Origin of the sequence: Paeniglutamicibacter selenitireducens, assembly GCF_051550675.1 — a bacterium.
In the GTDB taxonomy this organism is placed as follows: Bacteria; Actinomycetota; Actinomycetes; order Actinomycetales; family Micrococcaceae; genus Paeniglutamicibacter.
The window spans coordinates 131103-155755 of record NZ_JBPULF010000007.1 but is presented as its reverse complement, the minus strand read 5'-3'; the positions used below and the strand labels follow the sequence as shown (position 1 = coordinate 155755).

Sequence of the window (24653 nt, the reverse complement as noted above, 5' to 3'; positions counted from 1 at the left end):
GCTAGGACTCCTTGGTGGAGGGAAGGTCGTGGAGGTGGATGCGGATGTTGCCCCAGCCGTCGATCTCGGCGGTGGTGCGCGGCGGGACCACGGTGGTGGAATCCAGCTGGTCGACGATCGCGGGGCCGTCGAAGGTGGCGCCGGCAGGCAGGGTGTCGCGGTCGAAGACGGGCGTGGATACCCAGCCGGTTTCACCGAAGTAGACCTCGCGGACCGAGGCCGGCTCGCCCGGGTCGGAGGTGAGTTCGGTGGCCGGCACGAAGGCCGGCTTCGGGGTCTTGCCGACGGCGCTGAGCAGCAGCTGGTAGATCTCCACCGGCTGGTCGTCCTGGCGGAAGGCGAATTCGCGCTCGTGTTCCTGGTGGAAGGTCTCGACGGCGGCCTCGAGCGCCCCGCGCCCGGAGCCGATCCGGACGGAGAGCGAACGCCACTGCCCGGCATAGCGCATGGAGATCTCGCGTTGCAGGACCGCGTTCTCGTCGCTCACGCCCTCGTGGCGCAACCTGGCAGTTGCCTCCTTTTCCAGGGCGGTGAACTGGGCCTCGACCGCAGCCGGATCGGTGTCCGAGGCGAGCCCGGTGAACATCGCCGAGAGGTCGTGGCGGATATCCACCAGCAGGCAGCCCAACGCGGAGGTGACGCCGGGGTTCGCCGGAACCACGACAGTGGGGATGTTCAGTTCCCGGGCCACCTCGGCGCCGTGGAGGGCCCCGGCACCGCCGAAGGCGATCAACGCGAAGTCGCGGGGATCGTAGCCCCTCCGGATGGAGATCAAGCGGACGGCGTCAGCCATGTTGGCATTGGCCACCTGCAGGATGGCGTGCGCGGCTTCCGCCTCCTCCATGCCCAGCGGGCCGGCGATGACGCGGTTGATGGCTTCGCGGGAGAGCGTGCGGTCCAGGGTCTTGGCCCCGCCGGCCAGGGACGTGCCCAGCCGGTTCAGCGTCACGTTGGCGTCGCAGTTGGTCGGTTGGTCGCCGCCGGTCCCGTAGCAGGCAGGACCCGGGGCGGCGCCCGCCGACTGCGGGCCGTTGCGCAACGAACCGGCGATGTCGATGTGGGCCAGTGAGCCGCCGCCGGCGCCGATGGTCAAGACCTCGATGGAGGGGAAGACGATCGGGTGGCCGTACTCGACTTGCCATTCCTTGGTGATGCGCAGTTCGCCACCGGATACCAGCGCAATGTCGGTGGAGGTGCCGCCCATGTCGAGGCCGACCGCGTTCTCGAAGCCGCACTGCTGGGCCACGTGCTTGGCTGCGATGGCACCGGCCGCGATGCCTGAAGCCGCAAGCCGGACCGGGTAGCGCTTGACCATGCGCGGGGTCATCGAACCGCCGCCGGAATGCAACAGCAGCAGGTCGCCGGTGTAGCCACCGTCCTTGAGCTGTTCCGCCAACCGGTCCACGTAGCCGGTGACCAGGGGCGCCAACACCGCGTTCGAGACGGCGGTGTTGAAACGGTCGTGCTCGAAGATTTCCGGAAGGATCTCTGCGGAGGTCGACACCGTCGCCTCGGGCAGTTCTTCCTCGAGAATATCACGCATGCGGATCTCATGGGCAGGATTGGCGTAGGAGTTGATGAAGCAGACGGCGATCGTGCTCACGCCGCGCTTGCGCAGCAGCGCCGCGAGGCTGCGTGCGGCCTGCTCGTCCAGCGGGGTGACCACCTTGCCGGAGAAGTCCACGCGCTCGGTGACCTCGAAGCGGTCGCGGCGGCGGATGTAGGGCCCGGAAACGTCGTTGTAGGCATCCCAAAGATCGTCCTTCGTGCCGTCCCGGATTTCGATCACGTCACGGAATCCCTTGGTCGTGACCATGGCGGCTGACGGGAACTTGCGCGTGATCAGCGCATTGGTGGCGACGGTGGTTCCGTGGGAAAAGAGTGAAACATCGGCGAGGTCGATCTCGGCGCGGTCGACGCCGCTCATCACGGCGAGCATGGGGTCGTGGGGCGTCGACGGGACCTTGGTTACCCGCATTTTCTGGGTTTCCTCGTCAAAAATGCAGACGTCGGTAAAGGTGCCTCCGACGTCCACGGCGACTCGTACGTTGGCCATCCAGTGCTCCTTGAGGGGTTCGGTGAAGTGTGCTGAGACAACGATGCTTTGTGATGTGGATCTCTGTCACTGGTGGAAGTCAAAGAACGATCGGGCTAGATTGTAATTTCTACAAAAGCCCATGTGGATGGAGCCAGAACGCGGCCCCCGGGCTATCCGGCGATGGAAGGCCCTTGGTGAAAGAACCGCGTGTGTTACGGCTGAGCGACTTGTTGGCACAGAAGGCATTCGGCCTGGAACTGGTCGTCCCGGGTGTCGTCGACCCCGAAGTCTCCGGGGCCCACACTTCCGAAATCCATGAACCGGCTCGCTGGTTCGAACCGGGGAACCTCATGCTGACCACCGGGATGCGCCTTCCGGGCGACGCGCATCCGGTGGCTCCGGCCAGGGAGCTTGTCGAGGGCCTGCGACGGGCCAAGATCGCAGCGTTGCTGTTCGGTGTGGGCGTTTACCACCAGAAGGTCCCGCAGGCTTTGGTTGATGCATGTGCCGAGTCAGGGGTTCCCTTGGTCTCCGTGGCACAGGAAGTTCCGTTCCACCAGATCGAGAACTTCGTCAACAGAAGCGCCCAGGAGCCGGACTCGTACGGGCTCAAGAGGATGATGTGGCTGACCAACGACCTGCTCGACAGCATCTCCACCGAGGAGCCCATGCGGTCGTTGATCGCCCGGCTGGCGACAGCCTGCCGGGGAACGGCCGTGCTGTATGGAACGTCCGGTGAAATCATCGAGTCCACCGGCGAGGGCCCCACCAACCTCATTTTCAGCGCCATCAGTTCCCAGCCCGCACGTTTCGAGCGGGTCTCGATCGGCCGTTGGGAGGTCATGTACCGTTCCATGGTGTTGCGCGGGCGGGGCTACCACCTGGCCATCGCCACCCGGCAAGGCGCCATGCTCGACGATCTGGGCGATGTGCTGCTCGAGACAACGCAGCGCATGCTCGGGGCCATCAACGGGATCAGCCAGCTGGACGTGTCCAGACAGAGGCATGACAACGCACAAATGCTCACCAGCCTGCAGGACGGCATCGCAGTCGCCCGCGAACTGCGCTACTGGGAACTGCTTAAGCCCTTCGGATTCACGGGTTTCGAGCCCGTGAGGGCCGTCGTCGCGACAACCCTCAATGATGCCCCGCTGCTGCCGGCGAGGGTCGATTCACTGATCGATTCGGCGGACCGGCTGGGGCTGCCGATGCTCTTCGCCGAGAACGGGAAGACCCCGGAGGTTCCCGCCGGGTTCCATGCAGTGATGCCCCAGACGCGGGCGACCGAGCAGTGGTTGGCGGCAAACGCCGAGGACCTTGTGGTGGGAATGAGCGAGGCCTCCAGCGCACTCTCATACATCCCCGAACTCTTCATGGACGCCGACCTTGCCGCCGCCATCGCCCGCCGGCGGTTGGTTCCCGGTACCGGGAAGGGACACCTGGTGAAAATGGACGATGCGGATCCCGCCAGTTGGTTGCTGGCACGCCTGAAAAGCCCCACCGACCGCAAGCGATTGAACGTCTTCGTGCAGCCGTTGCGCCACGACAAGGAGCTCGTGGAGACGCTCCAGGCCTACCTGGCCATGGACCAGGATATCGCCCGGGTGGCCGCGTGGCTGTATGTGCATCCCAACACCGTGCGTTACCGGATCAAGAAGGCCGGGGACCTGCTCGGCGGCTCCTTGAACGAAGCCGGCATCGTCAGCAACCTGTACCTGGCCTACCACGATGAAATCGGACGGCTCCGCATCCAGCACGCTCATCCCGAGTAGGGCCTTCGCACCTCCGGTTTCGGTTCGTCGGACCACCCGGCGATCCATTCGCCGGTGCCCTCCGAGGTGTCGATGATCCCGGACTCGAGCCACTCGAAGTCCCCGGCCAGCACCCGCTTGGCAAGTTTCCCGTCGGTCTTGTCGCTGTTGGCCCACAGCTCCTTGAACAGGGCCTCGCAGCGGTGCTCTGCCTGTTCGCAGAAGGCCAGCGCCAGCAGCTCGGCCGAGTCGGCATGGGCCGGATCGGTGGTGCGCAGGAGTCCGACGCGCGAGATGCATGCGGCCATCGCGAATAGCTCGGCACCGAGGTCGACGACCCGGCCCAGGAACGCCTGGTGCGATTCCATGCCGGCCTGCCACGTGGCCATGCCAGCAAAGGTGTGCCGGGCCAGCCGCCGCGACGAGCGTTCGATGAGCCTCAGGTAGGGCGCCAGGCGCCCGTGCTCCGAGTAGGAGTTCGGCAGCAGTCCCGTGCCCACCGCCAGTGTGGGAAGCCACTTGGCGTAGAAGCCGGAGGCGCCCAGCGCCGCCTTCGCCTTGGCCTGAAGGTCCGCGTCCTTGCTGGCGAGGTCGCCCGCGGCCTTCAGGTGGGCATCGACGGCCTCGCGGGCGATCAGCAGGTGCATGATCTCTGTGGATCCCTCGAAGATGCGGTTGATGCGCAGGTCGCGCTGCAGCTGTTCCACGGGGACCGCGCGTTCGCCGCGGGCACGCTGGGAGTCGGCAGTCTCGTAGCCGCGACCGCCGCGGATCTGCACCAGTTCGTCCGCAATCCTGCATGCAACCTCCGAGGAGAACAGCTTGGCCAGTGCTGCCTCGATGCGCACGTCCTTCATTCCGGCATCGGCAAGGCCGGCCGAGAGCTCGAAGACCGATTCGAGGGCGAAGGTGCTGGCGGCGATGTACGCGATCTTCTTGCCCACCGCCTCGTGGCCGCCCACCGGCTTGCCCCACTGGACGCGGGCGTTGGACCACTCGCGGGCGATCTTCAGCGACCACTTGCCGGCCCCCGCGCACATGGCGGGGATCGACAGACGCCCGGTGTTCAGCGTGCTGAGCGCGATCTTCAGGCCCGCGCCCTCCTTGCCCAATCGGTTCCCGGCAGGGACCACCACGTTGCGGAAGCGGGTGACACCGTTTTCAATGCCCCGCAACCCCATGAAGGCGTTACGGTTCTCGACGGTGATGCCGGGGGAGTCCGCCTCCACCACGAAAGCGCTGATGCCGCCGCGGGCCATGGAGCCGTCCGGCATCCTGTGGGCAGGTACGGCGGCCATGACCACGAGCAGTTCAGCAACGACCCCGTTGGTGGTCCAGAGCTTGGCGCCGTTGATGCTGTAGCTCTCCCCGTCCTCGGAGAGCGTCGCGGTGGTTCCCAGTCGGGCCGGGTCCGATCCCACGTCGTTTTCGGTGAGCAGGAACGCGGAAATCGCGCCGGTCGCGCAGCGGGGGAGGAAGGCGTGTTTCTGCTCCTCGGTGCCGAACATCTTGACTGGTTCGGGGACACCGATGGATTGGTGGGCAGAGAGCAGCGCGCCCATGCTCGGGCTGACGGTGCCCACCAACATCAGGGCCCGCCCGTAGTCCAGCAGGCTCAGCCCCAGGCCTCCGTACTTCAGCGGGATCTTCATGCCGAAGGCGCCGATCTCGCGAAGGGTTGCGATGTAGGAGTCGGGGATGCGTGCCTCGCGCTCGATCAGTGCCGCATCGAACCCCTCGAGCGCCGTGCGCAGCTTGGTCAGGAACATCGCGCCGCGTGCCGCCACCTCGGCATCTGGCTGCGGGTGTGGGTGGACCAGCGCCCAGTTGAAGTCCCCCATGTAGAGGCCCTTGGCGAAGCTGGGGCGTTCCCACGCCTGCTCGCGGGCGTCCTCGGCAACCTGGCGGGCCGCCTTCTCGTCGACGGGTTCGGTGGAGAGACGGTCATCGATGCTCATGGCGAGTCCTCTGTCGGATTCGAAGGGCCTGCCACGGTGGGTTGCGCAGACCCGGACGGATACTGGCCAGCCTAGCCGGGGAGCCTTCTTCCCGGTAGGGCGGTGACCTGCGCGGCGGTGAAGCCGCCGGGACCGCGGCCGGCGACGCTCCGTGTCGACGCTTACGGAACGTTGGTTGTTCACGCGCCAGCCAGATGGAGGGTGCGGTTTCTCCGGCCGGCCCCGGACCGGTCCTACTCGGTGGCGCTTTCCGGATCAAGGCGAACACAGCAATTCCCGTCGCGCACCGGTGCCTCAAAGCAAGCCCGGTACGGTGCTCCGGTCCCGTCCACGACGGCAGTGAGCAACTCGAGGTTCATGGAGCACACGGTTTCCCGATAGCTGCTGGAGAGCTGGTGGAAGGGGCAATCAAGCAGGCCAAGTGACCCGTCGTCGCGCACCTCGGGGCGATACCCGTGCTCGGCCAGCGCATGGGCGAGCGAGGGTGCCCCGGCACCGATGACCTGGCCGGCTTCCCGTGCAACTTCGGCCAGGACCTGTGCAACAGGTCGGTTCTCGGAGCTTGCACGCTCGATGGCCTTCGCCATCAGGTTGGCGGCCAGCCCGTATTCGCGATGCGGCACGCTGGCGGAGATTTCCGTATTCCGCGTCGAATAGAGCTTTGACGGACGTCCCGACCCTGGGCCGCCCTTGCCCGTGAGCCGGCGGTACTCCACGGCAAGGAGTCCCTCCTCTGCCAGCCTGTCGAGCTGGAACGCAACGGTGTTGCGGGGCATTTCCAGGGCCGCGGCTGTCTCGTCGCGACCTACGGCGGCATGGCTGGTGCGCACGAATTCATAGACCGCGCTGCGGACCGGATCGGCCAGCACGGAAAGCGCATTGAGTCCTTGACCCTTTGGAAGCAACCTCATGAGCACAGTCTAAATCTAAAACAAGAAACTGTTGACTTAGAGATTTCCTCGATTCTAAAATCAGGTATCACAACTTTAGAAAGAAGGTCAGGATCATGGCTACGAATACCGTGAACGCCGCCACCGGTCAGGGCGCCAAGCTCAACCACCAGGCGTTCATGCTTTTGCGCACGATCTTTACCGTTGCACCGATCGTCTTCGGCCTCGACAAGTTCACCAACCTGCTCACCGACTGGACGCACTATCTGGCGCCGATGGCCACGGACATCATCCCCGTTTCCCCGCAGGTCTTCATGTACGGCGTCGGCGTTGTGGAAATCGCCGCAGGCATCCTCGTAGCGCTCCGCCCGAAGATCGGTTCGCTGGTTGTCGCACTCTGGCTGCTCGGCATCATCGTCAACCTGCTGCTGATCCCGGACTTCTTCGACGTTGCACTTCGCGACTTCGGACTGCTGGTTGGGGCGTTGGCGCTCAATCGACTGGCCTCAGCGCGGGGGCGATAGGCCCACGGCAGGGGGCGGAATCAGTGCGTCCGGCGTATGCTTCCGCAAAAAACAATGGTCTGGACCTCCGCAGTGCTGAAGGTCCAGACCATTTAATGCGTGAACTGGTACTACTTTGAATCCCGTTTTGCTTGCCGCTGGGCGTTGGATGCCTGCGACGAAGCACGATTCTTCTTGGCCCCCGGGGAAACTTGGTGCTCGGCGGTCCGTCCTGGGCCAACGCCGCCGTCTGGGAGGATGTTTGCGTTCTCCGGGCCGGAGGATTTTCCTGCCCCGGCGCGCTCCAGACGTTCGGCCTTCAGGTTTTCGTATGTTTCCTGTGCGACGGCAGCGAGCCGGCTACTGACGCGGGATAGCGCTTCTTCAAAAACCTCCGCACGCTGCGCGGCCTTGCCATGTCGAGGGCGGGCAGTTCCCCGGGCGCCTTCCTCAGCAACACCGGCGGCGGCAAGTCGCCTGTAGTTCTTTGTATGTTTCTTGCGAGCGCGACGTACTCGCTTGTGAAGCGCCAACAGTTCGTCCTCATCAAGCGATCCCATGCGCTCGGCCTCAACCTCGCGGATCAAATCAAGTTCATCGTCCTTAAGGATTCCCGTAAGTGATTCCATGGTTCCATCGTCCATTCCGTGGCGCTGACAGGTCTTATCTTTGCGACCTTATGCGAGAACCTGAATCGGGACAAGGGACGTTGGCAGGGGAACTAAATGGATAGCTGGCCAACTTGCCGTGATTTGGTCGCGTCATCATCTTGGTGTTGGATCGGTCCGCTGACACGATGAATCCGTGGCACGTCCCCAAGCACCGCCCGCCCTAATGCGATGAGGGCTAGATGCATGTTTGGCGGTCACCACCCTACGAGAAAGCCGGATGAATCCATGACGCCCACCCCTGCCGTTGCCACGGTGCAGATCGACAATGAACGTGTTCGGGTCACTGAATGGCGCTTCGCGCCCGGCACGGAAACCGGTTGGCATGTCCACCCGGTCGACTACGTCGTGGTTCCCATGACGACCGGGGAACTGGTCCTGGAAACCCGTGACGGGGCATCGGCCAGCGTCTTGACGGCCGGCGTTTCCTACACCCGGGTTGCCGGCAGCGAACACAACGTCGTCAATGCGGCGGACACCGAGTTCGTGTTCGTGGAAATCGAGCTCAAGTAGCCTGCCGACTCCTGCGCTCCGCGGCTGCCGCGGGCCATCTCTTGCCAAGGATGTTCGCCAAAGGGCCAGCCGACGGGTGACTGTCGGGCTTCGACAACTAGCCGGACCCGCGGAATGACCCATACGGGCCCCTGGACACACCTTCCGACCGCAGCGTTCATGTGGGAACCACGTCGGCCAAGAACCATGCAATTCCAGCCGGGGACGGTGGACCACCCTCGACGAGCAATCCGGGATGGGAAGGATCAGCGTTCCTGGCGCCGGCGAACCAGAAAATACAAGGCCAGGTAGAGAAGGCCGAAGAGGAACGAGGGCAAAGTGATCCATGTGAGCAGGAAGGCCTCGCTGTAGGGGGAGTTGTCGGTGGTTCCCACCGTTGATGCGAAGATGCTGAAGACGGCAAAGGCGAGCGTCAGGACTGCGATGGTGAGCAGGAACAGTCGGAGTTTCCTGCCGGGAAGCCTGCCGGCGGGGTTGGCCGGCATGGTGCCGGGGGAGGCGAAGGGCGTGTCGTCGGCTTCCATGGTGGCGGCTTTCTTCGGGGCCGGTGGCTCTCGTCATTCCCCAGCCAGTTGTCGGAACATCCAACACGATCGGGGAGCGCGAAGCAATGGGTCGTGCCAACCGTCCGCCGGGCCGAACTGCCCTTCCGGGCAACGGAGCTGGTGGCGCTGCAGTTCTGCACCGCCACCAGCTCCGTTGCCCGGAACCTGCCCTTAGAGGTGGTTCTCCGCCTCGGTCAGGACACCGCGGAGGATCGACTCGATCTGGTCGAACTCGGACGGGCCAATGGTCAGCGGCGGCGCGAGCTGGATGACGGGGTCGCCACGGTCGTCGGCGCGGCAGTACAGGCCTGCGTCGTAGAGTGCCGTGGAGAGGAACCCGCGCAACAGGCGCTCGGACTCGTCGTCGTTGAACGTCTCCTTGGTGGCCTTGTCCTTGACCAGCTCGATGCCGTAGAAGTAACCGGCACCGCGCACGTCGCCAACGATCGGCAGGTCCTTGAGCTTCTCCAGCGTGGACTTGAAGACCGGGGCGTTGTCCTTCACCCGCTGGTTCAGTCCCTCGCGCTCGAAGATGTCAAGGTTTGCCATGGCGACGGCAGTGGACACGGGGTGCCCGCCGAAGGTGTAGCCGTGGTAGAACGTCGTGTCGCCGTGCTTGAACGGCTCGAAGAGCTTCTCCGAGGCGATCATGGCGCCCAGCGGCGAGTATCCGCTGGTGATGCCCTTGGCGCAGGTGATGATGTCCGGAACGTAGCCGAAATCGTCGCAGGCGAACATCGAGCCGATGCGGCCGAAGGCGCAGATGACCTCGTCCGAGACCAGGAGGACGTCGTACTCGTCGCAGATTTCGCGCACTCGCTGGAAGTAGCCCGGGGGTGGCGGGAAGCAGCCGCCGGAGTTCTGCACCGGCTCGAGGAACACGGCGGCGACGGACTCGGCACCCTCGAACTCGATGGCTTCGCGGATGCGCTCGGCGGCCCAGAGGCCGAAGTCCTTCTCGTTGTCCGCGAACTGTTCCGGGGCGCGGTAGAAGTTGGTGTTTGGGACACGGAAGGTGCCGGGCACCAACGGCTCGAACGGGGTCTTCATCCCGGGCAGCGAGGTGATGGCCAAGGCGCCCTGCGGGGTGCCATGGTAGGCCAGCGCGCGGGAAATGACCTTGTGCTTGCCCGGCTGGCCCTTGAGCTTGAAGTACTGCTTGGCAAGCTTGAAGGCCGACTCGACGGCCTCGCCGCCGCCGGTGGTGAAGAAGACGCGGTTCAGGTCACCCGGCGCGTAGTGTGCCAGGCGCTCGGCCAGGTCGATCGCCGGTTCGTGGCCGTACGACCAGAGCGGCATGAAGGCCAGCTTCTCTGCCTGTTTCGCAGCGGCCTCGGCCAGTTCGGCGCGGCCATGACCAGCGTTGACCACGAACAGCCCGGCCAGGCCGTCGATGTAGCTCTTTCCTTGGTCGTCCCAAAGGGTGTGGCCTTCGCCGCGGGTGATGATCGGGACGCGGGCGCCGTTCTCCAGCGGAGAATAACGTGCCATGTGCATCCATAGGTGGTCGCGGGCTGCGATCTGGCGATCTGTGCCTCGCGGAGTGGTGTTGACAATGCTCATCGGGTACCCCAGTTGTATTCCTGTTTACGCAACGAGAGGTACATGAACGTTTCGGTGTCACGTACGCCCTCGATGGCTCGAATTTCAGAGATGATACGAAGTAGGTCCTCATCATTGGCGCAAATGACTTCCGCAATGATGTCCGAAGGCCCGGCGACCACTACGCAGTAGTCGACCTCCGGTAGGGCCGAAATCCGGTCCGCCGTGGCGATGATGTCGCCGGTGGACCGAATGCCCAGCATGGCCTGCCGCTTGAAACCAAGCTGGAGTGGATCGGTGACCGCCACTACCTGCATGACCTTGCTGTCGACGAGTTTTTGGACCCGCTGGCGCACCGCCGCTTCGCTGAGGCCGACGGCCTTGCCGACGGACGCGTAGGAGCGGCGCCCGTCTTCCTGCAATTGTTCGATGATCGCCTTGGATGTGGCGTCCATCGTGAAACCGTTGCCGGCGCCGGTGTGCGCGGAGTGGGTCACTGCTTATCGACCTCCTGATCGAGCCCTTTTGATAGCACTGAAATCTCGCAACATGATGGGCATCACGTTGCCTTATTAGAGCGTATCCCGAGGGAATCGGTTGCGGAAGGGGGCGTGTGCAATGGATTTCGTTTGTTAAGAAAGCATTTCGTCCGAAAACTATTGTCAGAAATCGGAATCCCTGACATGATCCATGTCACACGTTGATTGTGGCCCGTGCCACGAGGGCGTGGATAGTCGTGTATGCAGCATCAGCTGAAGGGGAATCCGGCCATGTCAAGTCAAAACCACCGCGAACTGCCCAGCGACCCGGGAGTTCGCGCCCTGATCGCCCAGGCACAACGGATGCAGATGTCCCGCCGCAGGCTGCTGGCGGGGGCCGGCGGCCTGGGTATTGCGGGGCTGTTGGCTGCCTGCGGAACCGGGGGAAGCAAGGGAAGCGGCGCGACAGGCGGTGCCGCCGGGACAGCGCCGGCCGTCACGGACATCTCGGCATCCGACAAGAACGTCTTCTGGGCCAACTGGACGCTCTACCTCGACTACGACGACAAGACCAAGAAGTACCCGACGCTGCAGGAATTCACCAAGCGCACCGGCATCGAGGTGCACTACGTCGAAGACATCGACGGAAACGACACCTACTACGGCAAGGTCCAGGGCCAGCTCTCTGCGGGCCAGGACATTGGGCAAGACATCATCACGCTGACGGACTGGATGGCCGGGCGGGTGATCCGCCAAGGCTTCACCCAGAAGCTCGACCAGGCGAACATCCCGAACATCAAGAACCTGCGCCCCGCCTTGCAAAAGGTCGACTTCGACCCGGGACGCGAGCACTCGCTGACCTGGCAGAGTGGCTACGCGGGAATCGCCTGGAACAAGGCGAAGTACCCCAAGGGACTGCGCAAGGTCTCGGATCTTTGGAACCCGGACCTCAAGGGCCGGATCACCGTGCTCGACGAAATGCGCGACACCATCGGCCTCCTGATGCTCGACGACGGCGTCGACATCGCCGGTTCGTGGGGCGAGGCCGAGTTCACCAAGGCTTCCGACATGCTCGCCAAGCAGATCAGCGACGGGCAGATCCGACAGGTGAAGGGCAACTCCTACAAGGAGGACTTCATCTCCGGGGACGCCATCGCCGGCATCGTCTGGAGCGGGGACATCGTGCAGATGAACTTCGAGAACAACGACCAGTGGGAGTTTGTCATCCCGGAGGCCGGTTGCACCTTGTGGAGCGACAACATGATGGTTCCGGTTGCTTCGCCGCGCAAGACCAACGCCGAGAAGCTCATGGATTTCTACTACGAACCGGAGATCGCGGCCCAGGTCGCCGCCTACGTGAACTTCATTTCACCGGTCGAGGGGGCGAAGGAGGCCATGGAGAAGATCGACCCGAGCCTCGTCACGAACCCGTTGATCTTCCCGTCGGACGACGACCTCGCCAAGGCGCACGTCTTCAGGAGCCTGAGTGCCGATGAGGAAACCACGTTCAACAGCCAGTTCCAAACCGCAATCGGAGCATAATGTCCCGCAGTGAGCACCAGCGCCAATCCCTGCAACGCCTGGGCCGGGGGATCGCCGCTGCCCAGGTATCCCGCAGGGGGGTCTTGGCAGGGGCCGGAGGGCTGGCCCTCGCCGGTTTCCTGGCCGCCTGCGGCACCTCTGGATCCAGCAAGGCGGCCGCACCGAGCGCGGCCGCCGACCTGTCGGCGGAGTCGAAGACCGTCAACTGGGCCAACTGGACGCTCTACCTCGACTACGACGACAAGTCCAAGACGTACCCGACCCTTGAGCGGTTCATGAAGGAATCCGGGATCACGGTGAAGTACTCCGAGGACATCGACTCCAACGACACCTACTACGGCAAGATCCAGGGCCAGCTTTCCGCGGGCCAGGACATCGGCCAGGACATCATCACACCCAGCGACTGGATGTCCGAGCGCCTGATCCGCCAGGGATATGTCCAGGAACTGAACCATGCGAACATTCCCAACATCAAGAACCTTTTGCCGGAACTGGAAAACGTTCGTTTCGACCCGGGACGAAAGAAATCCCTCACCTGGCAGTCCGGTTTCACGGGACTGGCCTGGAACAAGGAGGCCTTCCCCCAGGGGCTGAAGAACGTCTCGGACCTCTGGGACCCCGCACTGAAGGGCCGGGTCACGGTGCTGGACGAAATGCGCGACACCATGCCGATGCTCATGCTCGACGCGGGCATCGACGTTGCAGGCGACTGGGGTCTAGACGAGTACTCCGCCGCTCTGGATGTCCTCGACGAGAACATCAAGAACGGGCAGATCCGGCAGGTCAAGGGCAACTCCTACAAGCAGGACTTCATTTCGGGCGACGCCATTGCCGGCCTCGTCTACTCGGGTGACATCACCCAGCTGAACTTCGAGGAGGGCGACAAGTGGGAGTTCGTCATGCCCGAACGCAAGGGCCTGATTTGGAGCGACAACTTCATGGTCCCGATCGGTTCGCCGCACAAGACGAACGCCGAAAAGCTCATGGACTTCTACTACGACCCGGCGGTCGCCGCCGAGGTGGCGGCATACGTGAACTACGTCTGCCCCGTGGTCGGGGCGCGTGAGGCCATGCGGGAGATCGACCCCGATCTCGTTGACAACCCGTTGATCTTCCCGACCGAGGAGTTCCTGAGCCTGGCGACCGCCGAGCGGGAGATGACGGTTGCGGAAGAAACAGAATTCCAGAACATGTTCCAGCAAGTGATTGGCGCCTAAATTGAGCACTCCAACAACCCTGAAGGATTCGGCGGTGGCCGGATCGTCGTCCGGGGCCGACCTGCACCTCAGCAATGTGACAAAGCGGTTCACCGATTTCACCGCGGTGGATGACCTGACGCTCACCGTCCCCAGCGGGACGTTCTTCGCGCTGCTCGGTCCCTCCGGTTGCGGAAAGACCACCACGCTGCGCATGATCGCTGGGTTGGAGCAGCCCAGCAGCGGCAGCATCAGCATCGGCGGACAGGACGTCACCAAGCTGCCCTCGTTCCAGCGCCAGGTCAACACCGTGTTCCAGTCCTACGCGTTGTTCCCCCACATGAGCGTCCTGGACAACGTCGCGTTCGGGCTCAAGCGCAAGGGCGCGAAGGACCACCTCGCCCGGGCCAAGGCAGCACTGGAAATGGTGGAGCTCGGGCACCTGGCCTCCCGCAAGCCGAGCCAGCTCTCTGGCGGCCAGCAGCAGCGCGTGGCCCTCGCCCGCGCACTGGTCAACCGCCCCGCGGTGCTGCTGCTCGATGAGCCGCTCGGTGCACTGGACATGAAACTGCGCCGCCAGATGCAGGTGGAGCTGAAGTCGATCCAGACGGAGGTCGGCCTGACCTTCATCCACGTGACCCACGACCAGGAAGAGGCCATGACCATGGCCGACACCGTGGCCGTGATGAACAAGGGAAAGATCGAGCAGATGGGCGCCCCGCGCGACCTGTACGAGCTTCCCCAGACCGCATTCGTTGCCAACTTCCTGGGCAAGTCGAACCTGATGCCCGGCACGGTGACCGAGGACCTGGGCGACGCCGTCGCCGTTGATGTCTCCGGCCACCGGCTGGTGATGCCCAAGAACCGTTCGGTGGCCCACAGCGGCGCGGCCATCGTGGGCGTGCGTCCCGAGAAGATGCGCATCCTGAACCTGCCCGACGACTACTCGCACACCGCCAACATGCTCACCGGCACCGTCCTGGACGCTTCTTTCACCGGGGTGAGCACCGAGTACCTCGTCGAGGTGCCCGGGATCGGGACCATCGGCACGTTCTCCCAGAACATGGGGCAGCACCCGGCCCAGCGCGGAGACACCGTGCGCATGACCTGGGAACCGGAGTTCTCGTTCGGCCTGGACGGGGCCGAGAAGACCACAGAGGGGCAGGACGCGGTATGACCACCACCGCCACGCGTCCCCGCGGCAGGAAGCGGGGGGAGCCGGAGGACATCCGAAGCGAGGAAGAAATCGCGGCGGAGAAGCGCAAGGGTCGGGTGGGTCTCTACCTGATCATTCCGGGCATGGCCTTCCTGGCCCTGTTCTTCGCGGCCCCCGTGCTGGTCCTGCTGTCCATGTCGCTGTATGCAAAGCCGGAGGGCGCGGAGATCGGCGAGTTCGTGCCGGCCCTGCAGTTCAGCAACTACACGACCGTCATCACGGCCTACTGGGACGTCTTCCTGCGCTCCTTCTTCTTTGCGTTGATCGCGACGGTTGCCGCCCTGCTGATCGGCTACCCGATGGCGTACCTGGTGGCGGTCCGGCTTCGCGGCCGCCAACTCATGCAGGGAATCCTGCTGGTACTGCTGATCGCCCCGTTCTTCTCCAGCTTCATCCTGCGCACGCAGGCCTGGAAGCAGATCCTTTCGGACGAGGGACCGGTGGTCACTGTGCTCCGGGCCATTGCGATCCTGCCGCCGGACGGGCACCTCACGGCCACCGCCTTCGCGGTCGTCTGTGGCCTGACCTACAACTTCCTGCCGTTCATGATGCTTCCGATCTACGCCAACCTCGACAGGCTGGACACCAACCTGCTCGAGGCCTCCGGGGACCTGTACGCCAACCCCGTCACCACGTTCTTCAAAGTCACGCTTCCGCTGTCCATGCCCGGTGTCTTCGCCGGAACGTTGCTGACCTTCATCCCGGCGGCCGGCGACTACGTGAACGCGGCATTGCTCGGCAACAACAGGGACACGGCGATGATCGGCCAGATCATTGATTCGCGCTTCTTCAAGGTCGTCGACTACCCGGGCGCCTCGGCCTTGAGCTTCATCCTGATGATCCTCATCCTTGCCCTGGTCCTCATCTACATCAAGCGCTTCGGCACCAAGGAACTGTTCTAGGAGGTCATGGCATGAGACAAAAAATTGGACGCTGGTTCATCCCCGTCGTTGGAGGCCTCGCCTTCGTGTACCTTCTGGTGCCCATCGCATACATCTTCGTTTTCTCGTTCAATGACGCGGGCCGGACCAACCTCGAGTGGCGTGGCTTTACCCTCGACAACTGGCAGAACCCCTGCGGCGCCCCGAACGTGTGCGAGTCGCTGGTCAATTCGCTGCAGATCGGCGTTGTCGCGACGCTCTTCGCCACGGTGCTGGGAACCTGCGTGGCCCTCGGGCTGGTCCGCTACAAGTTCAAGTTCCGCAACACCGCGGACCTGTTGATCATCCTGCCGCTGGCAACACCGGAAGTGGTGCTGGGCGCCTCGCTTCTGGCACAGTTCCTGAACCTGGGCTGGGAGCTTGGCTTCTCCACCATTGTGATCTCCCACATCATGTTCTGCATGTCCTTCGTGGTGGTGACGGTGCGGGCCAGGGTTTCGTCGCTGGACCCCCGGCTGGAGGAGGCCGCCTCGGATCTTTACGCCAGCCCGTTCATCACGTTCTGGAAGGTCACGTTCCCGCTGTTGCTCCCGGGCATCATTGCGGCTGCTTTGTTGTCCTTCGCCATGAGTTTCGATGACTTCATCATCACCAACTTCAACTCGGGCAACTTCACGACCTTCCCGAAGTTCATCTACGTATCGGCAACCCGAGGCATCCCTGCACAGGCCAACGTGATCGGCTCGGCGATGTTCATCCTGGCCCTGGTCGTGGTTGTCGCATCGCAGGTCATCGCCTACCGCAGGCGCAAGGCACTCGCAGCCCGGTAGGAAAGCGCCCGCCTGACTCCGGAACCACCCATCGATCCCGGGTTCCCCGAAGGACATCCGTCCCCGGAACTCGGGATCGATGCGTTGTTCGGCAAAAACCCGAAACACGTACGCGGGAAGTACCGATGCGAGCCTATGGAAAGATGGTTGCCATGAGTGAACCGAAGTGGCTGAGCCCCATCGAACGAGAGGCTTGGCTGGCCCTGTTGTCGGTCACGACGCTGTTGCCGGCGGCGCTGGACAGCGAACTGCAGGTGCAAGCCAAGATCACATTGTTCGACTACAACGTGCTCGCAATGCTTTCCGAGACGGAGGACCGCACGCTGCCCATGAGCGAATTGGCCTCGAGGACCAGTGCCTCGTTGTCGAGGCTGTCGCACGTGGTGAAGAAGCTCGAGGCGCGCGGCTGGGTGGAGCGGAGCCGATCGGAATCCGATGCGCGCGTCACGATCGCACGGCTCACAGCCGCAGGCTGGGAGATGATCGAGCACGCCGCTCCCGAACACGTTGCCTCGGTGCGGCAGTTCATCTTCGACGGTTTGGACGGACACGACGTCGAGGAGCTTGCCCGCATCGGACGCAAGCTCACCAGCCAGCTCGATCCGGAGCACTGGATTTTCCGCTGAGACCTCCCGCCGATACGGGAGCGGCGACTGCGGGTGCGGGACGAAGTGAGGCAGATCGCAATTAAAGACACGCATTCACTTGTCTTCGATTTGTCCACTCATGTGTTAATCGCCTAGGATGGTAAGGCGTTAAGTCGTGCATGCCCTCGGGTGTGCACGGTTGCCCGTAAAACCGAATATCGTGACCAACCGAGTAGGGAAAAATACTCACCTGGTCGCGAGGTTCACCGTCTTTCACGCTAATAAAGGCGCTTCGGTTGGTTCTCACCCAGCCTGGTTACCTTCAAAGTGTGCAGTAATATACGGTGTCACAACTGGTGGCGGGACTCTTAACAGCAGATTCAGAGGCAGCAGTTTTCCGCTGTATCTGTAAACGAGTACCGCCAATATTTACTACAACTGAGGAGTGATCATGGCAGCAGTATGCCAGGTGACCGGTGCAGTTCCGAACTTCGGACACAGCATCTCCCACTCGCACCGCCGCAACAAGCGTCGGTTCGACCCGAATATCCAGAAGAAGCGCTACTGGGTTCCGTCCTTGCGCCGCAATGTCACCTTGACCCTGTCGGTCAAGGGCATCAAGCTCATTGACGTCCGCGGCATCGACGCCGTTGTAGCAGGACTCATTGCGAAGGGTGTGAAGCTCTAAGTGGCTAAGGATAAGGACGTACGTCCGATCATCAAGCTCAAGTCGACCGCCGGTACCGGTTTCACTTACGTGACCCGCAAGAACCGCCGCAATGACCCGGACCGCCTCGTACTGAAGAAGTACGACCCGGTAGTCCGCAAGCACGTCGAATTCCGAGAGGAGCGCTAAACATGGCTAAGAAGTCCATGATTGCCAAGAACGAGCAGCGCAAGGTCATCGTTGAGCGCTACGCCGAAAAGCGTGCCGCACTGAAGAAGACCCTGGTTGACCCGAACGCAACCGACGAGGCACGCGAAGAGGCCCGCCTGGGCCTGCAGAAGCTGCCCCGCAACGCATCGCCGATCCGCGTTCGCAACCGCGACGCCATCGATGGCCGCCCGCGCGGTACCTTCCAGAAGTTCGGTATCTCCCGTGTTCGCTTCCGCGACATGGCTCACCGTGGCGAGCTTCCGGGCATCACCAAGTCTTCCTGGTAAATTCCAGAAGCATTCGAAGGCCCCAACCGAATCGGTTGGGGCCTTTGGCCATTTAATGCGGAAACGAGACCAAAGCCGGCGAAGCGCATTCCGCCGGCCGGTGGTACGCGGATCCTTGCTGGAATCGTCAAGGCCTGAAATGCCGGAGCCCGCGGTACGCGAGGCTGCTTCCCGCGCATTGCTGCGCTGCTCGGCTTCGGCTCGCGTCGGGACTTCGGACCCCGTCGGCTCGCGCCGTGGATGCGACGTCCATGGCCCGGCGGCATCAGCGACAACCGTCAGGCCCGAAACGCATCCCAAAAGCTTCTTTATCGCCGGTGCCTACGTGGTCAAGCCCCGTTTGCGTGGTCCCGAGGGCGCCAGGCCGGGGCGTTGCCGGATGGTGGGCTATGTGCCTCCGAACCAACGCTTCCACCACGGTGAACTGGCGGGGGAGTCCACGCTGCCCGTTGCCGGATCCGGAGTCGCCGCTCGATGCGCCCGACGACGTTCCCAGTTGGCAAGCTCGGCATCGACGTCCCGCAATTTCGTGATGACCGGTGGTCCGCCATTGAGCTGCCTGCGGGCATTGATGATTCTCGCATTGAAGTCATCCAGCAGCTCCCTGACCTGGCTCGAGGAGCGAAGCCCGTCCATGGTTTCCACGAGCTCAGCGTCCTCCTTGCGAAGCATCAGAGCGGGAGGGCCGACACCGCTGATCTTCTCTCGCTCCATCATCCCCTTGACCCACCAGTCCGGGTCGGTGTTGTTTCCCAGTCCGGGAATGGGTTTCCCCGCGTAAGCCAGGTTGTCGAAATCGCCTCGGGCAAAGGCTGCGTCGAGGGCGCTGTTGGCGACTTCCCACACCTCCTCGTCGGCATGGAAATGCGGCGCTTCCGAAGGTTCTTCGTTGGAGTCGGCGAATTTTCGACCTGTGGCTTGCACGTATTCGTCAACAGGAATGTCTTCCGACTCGAGTTCCCGCGCCAAGCGGTACCGCGCCGCGTGCAACGAAGCATCACGGTTGTCGTCATGGCTGCCGTGTGTCACGTGAATCGTCCGGCCTCTCTGGTCCTCTTGCCCCAAGCTTAACGACCAGTGCGCACGGGCTGCAATCGGCGCCGGGCGCCGGGCGTGAAGTTTCCGGATGTCCTGACGTAGCGGGGACGAGGGGGTAGCTTTGGTCTCCATGGACACACAGCGCATCGGAACGGGTCAGCACGGGCGGAACAGCGAACAGGCCCATGGGTCTGGCCGGGGACGGGTGGGGGACGCCTCCGGCAAACGCATCCTGGTGACTGGAGCCAACGCCGGCATCGGATTCTGGACCAGCCTTCAGCTTGCCCAACGGGGCGCCGAGGTAATTCTTGCCTGCAGGAACGCCCTGAAAGCCGATGCCGCCGTTCGGGAGATCCGCTCCCGGGTACCGAACGCCAAGGTGTCCTCCGTGCTGTTGGATGTCGCGAGCCTGGGCTCGGTGGCGGCGTCTGTCGAACGCCTCGGCGCGCTGGGAACCCTGGATGTGCTGATTGCCAACGCCGGAATGGTCCATACGCCCAAGGAACGGAAGCTATCCGAGGACGGTCTTGAACTGGTTGCGGCGACAAACTTCTTTGGACACTTCGCGCTGGTCGCGGGCCTGCTTCCTGTCTTGGAACGGACGCCGGGGAGCCGCGTGCTGACCCTGGGGTCGCTTTCCACACTGATGGTCAAAGCGAGGTTGGATGACCTGCAGCTGCGCCGGGGATACTCGGGCTGGCAGGCATATGCCCAGTCGAAAATCATGGTGCAGTCCTTCGGCTTCGAATTGGATCGACGGCTGCAGGCCGCAGGCAGCCCGGTTCGGGCTTTGAGTGCGCACCCCGGCTACTCGATATCCGGACGCACCCCGTCCGTTCCCGGGGTCAACGAACCGACCTCGGGACGGAGGCTGAAGGACGGCCTGCAGGCCCCATTTACGCAGGGCAAGAACATGGGTGCCTTGCCGATTGTCCGCGGAGCACTCGACCCCCAGGCGTTTCGGAACGGCGAACCTGTCTTTTACGGCCCCAAGGGCTGGCTCAAGGGGGCGCCTGTTCGATCCAAACCGGCACGAGCCACCACTGACACACTGGCCGCGGCAGCGATCTGGAAGGAAGCGGAAAACGCGACTGGAACCACCCTGCTTTCGTAGGCATGGAGGCGTCGGTGCAGGGGAGTGGCGGGGCTGAATCGGCTGGGCCGAGGCACCTCGACTTTGCCCCAAGACGACGTCTACGCTGGTGGCCGCCCGGTGTCCGATCGGGGGTCAAAAAAGTGCCCTTTATCTCTCTTTCGGCTTAAAACTGGCCGTTGAACGTGAAAAACCTGCCAAAGTTCAAAAAATTCCCGGGAACTCGCCCCATTTCGGGCGTTTCGCGTCTGAACATTTGGTAAGTTCTCACACAGAAGTCCCCGCGAATGCGAGGCGTCCTGAACCGAAACAGGTCGGGAAGAAAAGTCCAGGAGGACATACTTTGGCTATGAACCGTAGTGAACTTGTTGCAGCCGTCGCCGAGAAGACCGGCAACTCCCAGGTAGCCGTCAACGGCGTTCTGGATGCCGTGTTCGAGGTATTCGTTTCCCAGATTTCGCAGGGCGAAAAGGTTTCGATCCCGGGATGGCTCGCAGTCGAGCGCACCGACCGTGCAGCCCGCACCGGCCGCAACCCGCAGACCGGCGAAGCCATCCAGATCCCGGCCGGCCACTCGGTCAAGCTGACCGCCGGCTCCAAGCTGAAGGCTGCCGTTACCGGCAAGTAGTCTGCACTCCCGCAGAAGCTTTCAAGCAGCTCCGCACGATGGGTCCCCGGACCCGTTGGGCGGGGCCGTTTGGTTTAATGGGCGAGAATGAATTGCCGTTTGAGTTCTACGTTTTGTAGAATCGCGTAGAATGGTCTGCCGGGGCAAAACGGCCCCGCAGAAACCGGTTGGAGGGGCTTGGCATGGAAGATCGCGGCCTGCGCATTGTGCGTGGCTGGATCGGTGCACTGGTGTGCACGTGCCTTGCTGTCGCCTCCCACACCGTCGCCGACGGCATGATGCCGCCCCTGGCCATCGTCGGCCTGGTCCTGGCAGTTTCCGGTGCAGTATGCACGGCTCTGGCTTCGACGAACTTTTCACTGGCCCGCACGACGATTGCAGTCGTTTTGAGCCAAGGCCTCTACCACGGGGTTTTCGGCCTGTTCGGGCACGGTGCAGCAACCGGGCACCTGCAGGCGACCGGGGCGACGCCGGGACACGGCGACCACGTCACGGCCCTGAGCGTCGAACAAGTGCTGCCGGCCAATGCCGGTGCTGAATCGCCTCTTGCTTCCCTGATGCTGCTGTCCCACCTGTTGGCCGCGCTGTTGACCATCGCTGCCCTTCGCAAGGGGGAACTGGCCATCCGTTCCCTCGTCGACAGCATCCTGCTGTATGTGCCACGACGTATCCTGCTGGCCCGCAGCTGGCGGCCGGCGGTTGCCCCGCCTTCGACAGTGGTTCTCTCACCCCTTCCCTTGGCTCGTCTTGACGTGCTGCTTCCGGCGCTGCGGCGCCGTGGTCCTCCTGTAGGTCCTGCATTCGCCTAGCGCCAATCGCAGTACCACCACTACAGGAACCCCGCCGAGAACGGCGGGAATCAAAGGACAAAACACATGAATGCTTCAACCCGGATTTCGGGCTCCAAGGCGCGCTTTGCGGCGCTGCTTGCCGTCGCACTGCTCAGCCTCATGACAATCTTCGGTGTCGGCAGTGCCCAGGCCCACGATGAGCTCGTGGCAACCTCGCCCGAAAGCGGCGCGGTGCTCAAGACCTCCCCGGACAAGGTCGTCATGACCTTCAGCGGTGAACTGAAGAAGATCGGCACCATCGTCGAGCTGAAGGACGAGAAGGGTGAAAGCTTCGATACCGGCTTCGAGATTGCCGGTCGCGAACTCACCGTCACCCCCACTGCCGCACTGCCCAACGGCGACTACACGCTGGTGACCCGCGTCGTCTCCTCCGACGGCCACCCCATCGACAAGAAGCTCGCTTTCACGGTCAAGGACCCGCAGGCAGCCGAATCCGCATCCCCGAGCGCGTCTGCAACGCCTGCGGCTTCCGCCACCCCGAGTGCCGCGGCGACGCAGGCGCCCGCGACGGCTCCGGCCACCGAGCAGCAGGACCCGGCAAAGCCGTTGGCGGGGCTTCCCGCCGCCGTTGTCTGGATCATCGCCGGGGTCGTCGTGCTCGGCTCGGTGCTGATGATCCTGTTGAAGGTCCGCGGCCCCCGCAAGTAAGCCGGCCGCGGGCCGTTGCCGTGCCATGCCGCGGCAACGCCACACCCTTTGCGTCCGGGCGGAAAACATCCGCCGGATGCGCCCACACATCCCTGGCACCTCACGCGTGTCCGCTTTCCTTGCCGCCGCACACCCTGGTGCGGCCGAGCACCGGGAAACCGTGAGCGCGGGATGCCGCGCGGAATCCGCAGCCCGCCCGAAGAGGCAGCGCCCGGATCTCGCACCAATACCTTGGAGATTTCCCATGTCTATGAACACCGCCATCCTCAACTCCCGTACCTCCCGACTCGTGGGCGCGGGCGTCGCCGCAGCCCTTGCCGCGGCACTGCTCAGCGGCTGCGCCGGCACCCCGGCGACCGGCACCACCCCCGACGCTGCGAACCACGGCACGCACTCGGCAACCCCGCAGAAGGCAGTCGCCGTCAGCGAAGCCTGGATCAAGGCGGCACCGAAGGGCATGACCGGCGGCTTCGCCCGCCTGCAGAACACCACGGACCAGGAAAAGGCCCTCGTCTCGGTGTCCTCCCCGGTGGCCGAGACCGTTGAACTCCACGACATGAAGGGCACCGGCACCGCCATGACCATGGAAAAGCTTGACGGCCCGCTGGTCATCCCGGCGAACTCGACAGTTGCCCTGGAGCCCGGGGGCAAGCACGTGATTTTCATGGGGCTGAAGGAGGAACTGAAGGCGGGCTCCACGGCCACCGTCGTCTTCACCTACGCCGACCAAAGCACCGACGAGGTCTCCTTCGAGATCAAGGAGTTCGGCGGCGCCAAGGAATCCTACGCGCCGGAATCCGAGCACTCCGAACACGGGGACCACTGATCACCGTGGCAACGCAACCACCCATTGCGCCCTCGCGGCGCGCCCTGCTCTTCGGCGGGGCGGCCACCGTCGCGGGTGCCGCGGCGGGGTTCGCCGCCGGGTCCGGGTTCGGGGCCGCCCAGGCCGCGGAACCGCAACCCGGCGAGCAGCTGCACGGGCAGGAGACCGTCCCCTTCCACGGGGAACGGCAGCCGGGGATCCAGACCCCGGCACCGGCCTTCGTGTCCTTCCTGGGGCTGGACCTGGTCCTGCCCGGTGGCTCAAGCGCCACCGAGCAGCGCGAGATCCTGCGCCGGGCGCTGCGGCTCGTCAGCGACGACGCGGCGCGGCTCATGGCCGGGCGGGGGATCCTCGCCGACACGGAGCCGGAGCTCGCGGCCAACCCGGCCCGGTTGACGGTCACCCTCGGGCTGGGTCCGCGCGCCGTCAGGGCCATGAACCCGGCGCTGCTGCCGGCCTGGCTCAAGGAGCTCGAGTCCTTCCCCGAGGACAAGCTGGATCCCGCATGGGGCCAAAGCGACATGGTCCTGCAAGTCTGCGGGGATGACAGGATGTCGCTGGCCCACGCCTCACGGGCGATCCTCAAGGACCTGCGCCCGCTGGCCAAGGTCCGCTGGGTTCAGGACGGATTCCGCCATTCGCGCGGCTCCCAGGACGAGGCAGCCACCATGCGCAACCTTTTCGGGCAGCTGGACGGCACCGGGAACCCGCAGGGGGAGATGCTCGAGCGTGCGCTCTGGGGCGGTGAGAACCTGGAACCCTGGGTTCCCGGGGGCACCTCGCTGGTGCTGCGCCGCATCGAGATGGACCTCGACACCTGGGACGAGGTCGACAGGCCCGGGCGCGACTTCTCCCTGGGCCGGCGGCAGGACACCGGCGCGCCGCTGACCGGGACCGACGAGTTCGACTCGCCGGACCTGCGCGCCGAGGACGAGCTGGGGCTGCCGGTCATCTCCCCGGATTCGCACGTGGCCCGCGCCCAACCGCGCGAGGCCGACGAGGTCATCCTGCGCCGCGGCTACAACTACCTGGAGCCGCAGGGTGCCGGGCTGCTGTTTGCCTCCTACCAGTGCGACGTGGATCGGCAGTTCCTGCCGATCCAGAGGCGGCTGGCCACGGCAGACATGCTCAACGAATGGACGACGGCCATCGGCTCGGCGGTCTACGCGGTCCTGCCGGGGTGCGCGGAGGGCTCGTACCTGGGCCGGGAGCTGTTCGCCGGCTGAGCACGTACCCGCCGGGGTGCCGGGGTGGCCCACGCCACCC

26 protein-coding genes are annotated in these 24653 nt (G+C 64.1%); 18 read left to right on the top strand and 8 right to left on the bottom strand.

Features of this window, described 5'->3' with window-relative positions; all coding sequences use genetic code 11:
• Position 1: 1 nt before the first annotated feature.
• Positions 2-2056: a hydantoinase/oxoprolinase family protein gene (locus ACSYDW_RS13380; protein ID WP_438339220.1), complete on the bottom strand. Its 2055-nt coding sequence runs from the start codon at positions 2054-2056 to the stop codon at positions 2-4.
• A 176-nt stretch (positions 2057-2232) separates the two neighbouring features.
• Here ACSYDW_RS13380 and ACSYDW_RS13375 point away from each other — a divergent pair, with 176 nt between their 5' ends.
• Positions 2233-3810 carry a PucR family transcriptional regulator gene (locus ACSYDW_RS13375; protein WP_438339219.1) on the top strand — a complete coding sequence of 526 codons (1578 nt, stop codon included), beginning with the start codon at positions 2233-2235 and terminating at the stop codon, positions 3808-3810.
• Here ACSYDW_RS13375 and ACSYDW_RS13370 read toward each other — a convergent pair.
• Together ACSYDW_RS13370 and ACSYDW_RS13365 are read right to left on the bottom strand one after the other, a co-directional pair.
• A complete protein-coding gene (locus ACSYDW_RS13370; protein WP_438339218.1) occupies positions 3798-5747 on the bottom strand; it encodes an acyl-CoA dehydrogenase family protein in 1950 nt (649 codons plus the stop codon). The two genes, ACSYDW_RS13375 and ACSYDW_RS13370, sit on opposite strands and share 13 nt — an antisense overlap.
• A 233-nt stretch (positions 5748-5980) precedes the next feature.
• The gene (locus ACSYDW_RS13365) at positions 5981-6658 is read right to left on the bottom strand and encodes a helix-turn-helix transcriptional regulator (RefSeq protein ID WP_438339217.1); all 678 of its coding nucleotides are present in this window, start codon (positions 6656-6658) and stop codon (positions 5981-5983) included.
• A 95-nt stretch (positions 6659-6753) separates the two neighbouring features.
• Between ACSYDW_RS13365 and ACSYDW_RS13360 the strand changes: the two genes are divergently transcribed.
• Complete coding sequence (locus ACSYDW_RS13360) at positions 6754-7161, top strand: hypothetical protein (RefSeq protein WP_438339216.1); 408 nt, start codon at positions 6754-6756, stop codon at positions 7159-7161.
• A gap of 110 nt (positions 7162-7271) precedes the next feature.
• Here the strand turns inward: ACSYDW_RS13360 and ACSYDW_RS13355 are convergent, their stop codons facing one another.
• A complete protein-coding gene (locus tag ACSYDW_RS13355; protein ID WP_438339215.1) occupies positions 7272-7769 on the bottom strand; it encodes a hypothetical protein in 498 nt (165 codons plus the stop codon).
• Between the two features lie 267 nt (positions 7770-8036).
• On the opposite strand from ACSYDW_RS13355, the gene ACSYDW_RS13350 reads away from it, so the two are divergent.
• Positions 8037-8321: a cupin domain-containing protein gene (locus ACSYDW_RS13350; RefSeq protein WP_438339214.1), complete on the top strand. Its 285-nt coding sequence runs from the start codon at positions 8037-8039 to the stop codon at positions 8319-8321.
• A 245-nt stretch (positions 8322-8566) separates the two neighbouring features.
• On the opposite strand, the gene ACSYDW_RS13345 is transcribed toward ACSYDW_RS13350, so the two are convergent.
• From ACSYDW_RS13345 to ACSYDW_RS13335, 3 genes are all read right to left on the bottom strand, one after another.
• Positions 8567-8845 carry a hypothetical protein gene (locus ACSYDW_RS13345; protein WP_438339213.1) on the bottom strand — a complete coding sequence of 93 codons (279 nt, stop codon included), beginning with the start codon at positions 8843-8845 and terminating at the stop codon, positions 8567-8569.
• 192 nt (positions 8846-9037) lie between these two features.
• Positions 9038-10429, bottom strand: a complete 1392-nt coding sequence (locus tag ACSYDW_RS13340; RefSeq protein WP_438339212.1) for an aspartate aminotransferase family protein — start codon at positions 10427-10429, stop codon at positions 9038-9040.
• Complete coding sequence (locus ACSYDW_RS13335; protein WP_438339284.1) at positions 10426-10863, bottom strand: Lrp/AsnC family transcriptional regulator; 438 nt, start codon at positions 10861-10863, stop codon at positions 10426-10428. Before ACSYDW_RS13335 ends, ACSYDW_RS13340 begins: the two co-directional genes overlap by 4 nt.
• A gap of 315 nt (positions 10864-11178) precedes the next feature.
• On the opposite strand from ACSYDW_RS13335, the gene ACSYDW_RS13330 reads away from it, so the two are divergent.
• The 9 genes from ACSYDW_RS13330 (at position 11179) to rpsN (ending at position 18303) form a co-directional block, all read left to right on the top strand.
• Positions 11179-12429: an ABC transporter substrate-binding protein gene (locus tag ACSYDW_RS13330; RefSeq protein ID WP_438339211.1), complete on the top strand. Its 1251-nt coding sequence runs from the start codon at positions 11179-11181 to the stop codon at positions 12427-12429.
• Positions 12429-13646 carry an ABC transporter substrate-binding protein gene (locus ACSYDW_RS13325; RefSeq protein ID WP_438339210.1) on the top strand — a complete coding sequence of 406 codons (1218 nt, stop codon included), beginning with the start codon at positions 12429-12431 and terminating at the stop codon, positions 13644-13646. The genes ACSYDW_RS13330 and ACSYDW_RS13325 overlap by 1 nt, the downstream gene beginning before the upstream one ends.
• Before the next feature lies 1 nt (position 13647).
• A complete protein-coding gene (locus tag ACSYDW_RS13320) occupies positions 13648-14802 on the top strand; it encodes an ABC transporter ATP-binding protein (RefSeq protein WP_438339209.1) in 1155 nt (384 codons plus the stop codon).
• Positions 14799-15743 (top strand): ABC transporter permease, encoded by a 945-nt coding sequence (locus ACSYDW_RS13315; protein WP_438339208.1) that lies wholly within the window; start codon positions 14799-14801, stop codon positions 15741-15743. Before ACSYDW_RS13320 ends, ACSYDW_RS13315 begins: the two co-directional genes overlap by 4 nt.
• Before the next feature lie 11 nt (positions 15744-15754).
• Positions 15755-16552, top strand: coding sequence for an ABC transporter permease (locus tag ACSYDW_RS13310; RefSeq protein WP_438339207.1), 798 nt, complete (start codon positions 15755-15757; stop codon positions 16550-16552).
• Positions 16553-16704: 152 nt separating this feature from the next.
• Positions 16705-17178, top strand: coding sequence for a MarR family winged helix-turn-helix transcriptional regulator (locus ACSYDW_RS13305; RefSeq protein WP_438339206.1), 474 nt, complete (start codon positions 16705-16707; stop codon positions 17176-17178).
• 412 nt (positions 17179-17590) lie between these two features.
• Positions 17591-17827, top strand: coding sequence for a 50S ribosomal protein L28 (rpmB, locus tag ACSYDW_RS13300; RefSeq protein WP_209999416.1), 237 nt, complete (start codon positions 17591-17593; stop codon positions 17825-17827).
• The gene (gene rpmG / locus ACSYDW_RS13295; protein ID WP_068733060.1) at positions 17828-17995 is read left to right on the top strand and encodes a 50S ribosomal protein L33; all 168 of its coding nucleotides are present in this window, start codon (positions 17828-17830) and stop codon (positions 17993-17995) included.
• 2 nt (positions 17996-17997) lie between these two features.
• Entirely contained in the window at positions 17998-18303 is a 306-nt protein-coding gene (gene rpsN / locus ACSYDW_RS13290; RefSeq protein ID WP_209999415.1) for a 30S ribosomal protein S14, read from the top strand.
• A gap of 387 nt (positions 18304-18690) precedes the next feature.
• On the opposite strand, the gene ACSYDW_RS13285 is transcribed toward rpsN, so the two are convergent.
• Positions 18691-19332, bottom strand: a complete 642-nt coding sequence (locus tag ACSYDW_RS13285) for a DnaJ family domain-containing protein (RefSeq protein WP_438339205.1) — start codon at positions 19330-19332, stop codon at positions 18691-18693.
• Between the two features lie 139 nt (positions 19333-19471).
• On the opposite strand from ACSYDW_RS13285, the gene ACSYDW_RS13280 reads away from it, so the two are divergent.
• From ACSYDW_RS13280 to ACSYDW_RS13255, 6 genes are all read left to right on the top strand, one after another.
• Positions 19472-20455: an SDR family NAD(P)-dependent oxidoreductase gene (locus tag ACSYDW_RS13280; RefSeq protein WP_438339204.1), complete on the top strand. Its 984-nt coding sequence runs from the start codon at positions 19472-19474 to the stop codon at positions 20453-20455.
• Positions 20456-20777: 322 nt separating this feature from the next.
• Positions 20778-21062, top strand: a complete 285-nt coding sequence (locus ACSYDW_RS13275; protein WP_068733068.1) for an HU family DNA-binding protein — start codon at positions 20778-20780, stop codon at positions 21060-21062.
• Between the two features lie 182 nt (positions 21063-21244).
• Positions 21245-21871, top strand: a complete 627-nt coding sequence (locus tag ACSYDW_RS13270; protein ID WP_438339203.1) for a hypothetical protein — start codon at positions 21245-21247, stop codon at positions 21869-21871.
• 66 nt (positions 21872-21937) lie between these two features.
• Complete coding sequence (locus ACSYDW_RS13265; protein ID WP_438339202.1) at positions 21938-22561, top strand: copper resistance CopC family protein; 624 nt, start codon at positions 21938-21940, stop codon at positions 22559-22561.
• Positions 22562-22805: 244 nt separating this feature from the next.
• Positions 22806-23387, top strand: a complete 582-nt coding sequence (locus ACSYDW_RS13260; RefSeq protein WP_438339201.1) for a copper chaperone PCu(A)C — start codon at positions 22806-22808, stop codon at positions 23385-23387.
• Between the two features lie 5 nt (positions 23388-23392).
• Positions 23393-24613: a Dyp-type peroxidase gene (locus tag ACSYDW_RS13255; RefSeq protein WP_438339200.1), complete on the top strand. Its 1221-nt coding sequence runs from the start codon at positions 23393-23395 to the stop codon at positions 24611-24613.
• Positions 24614-24653: the final 40 nt, after the last annotated feature.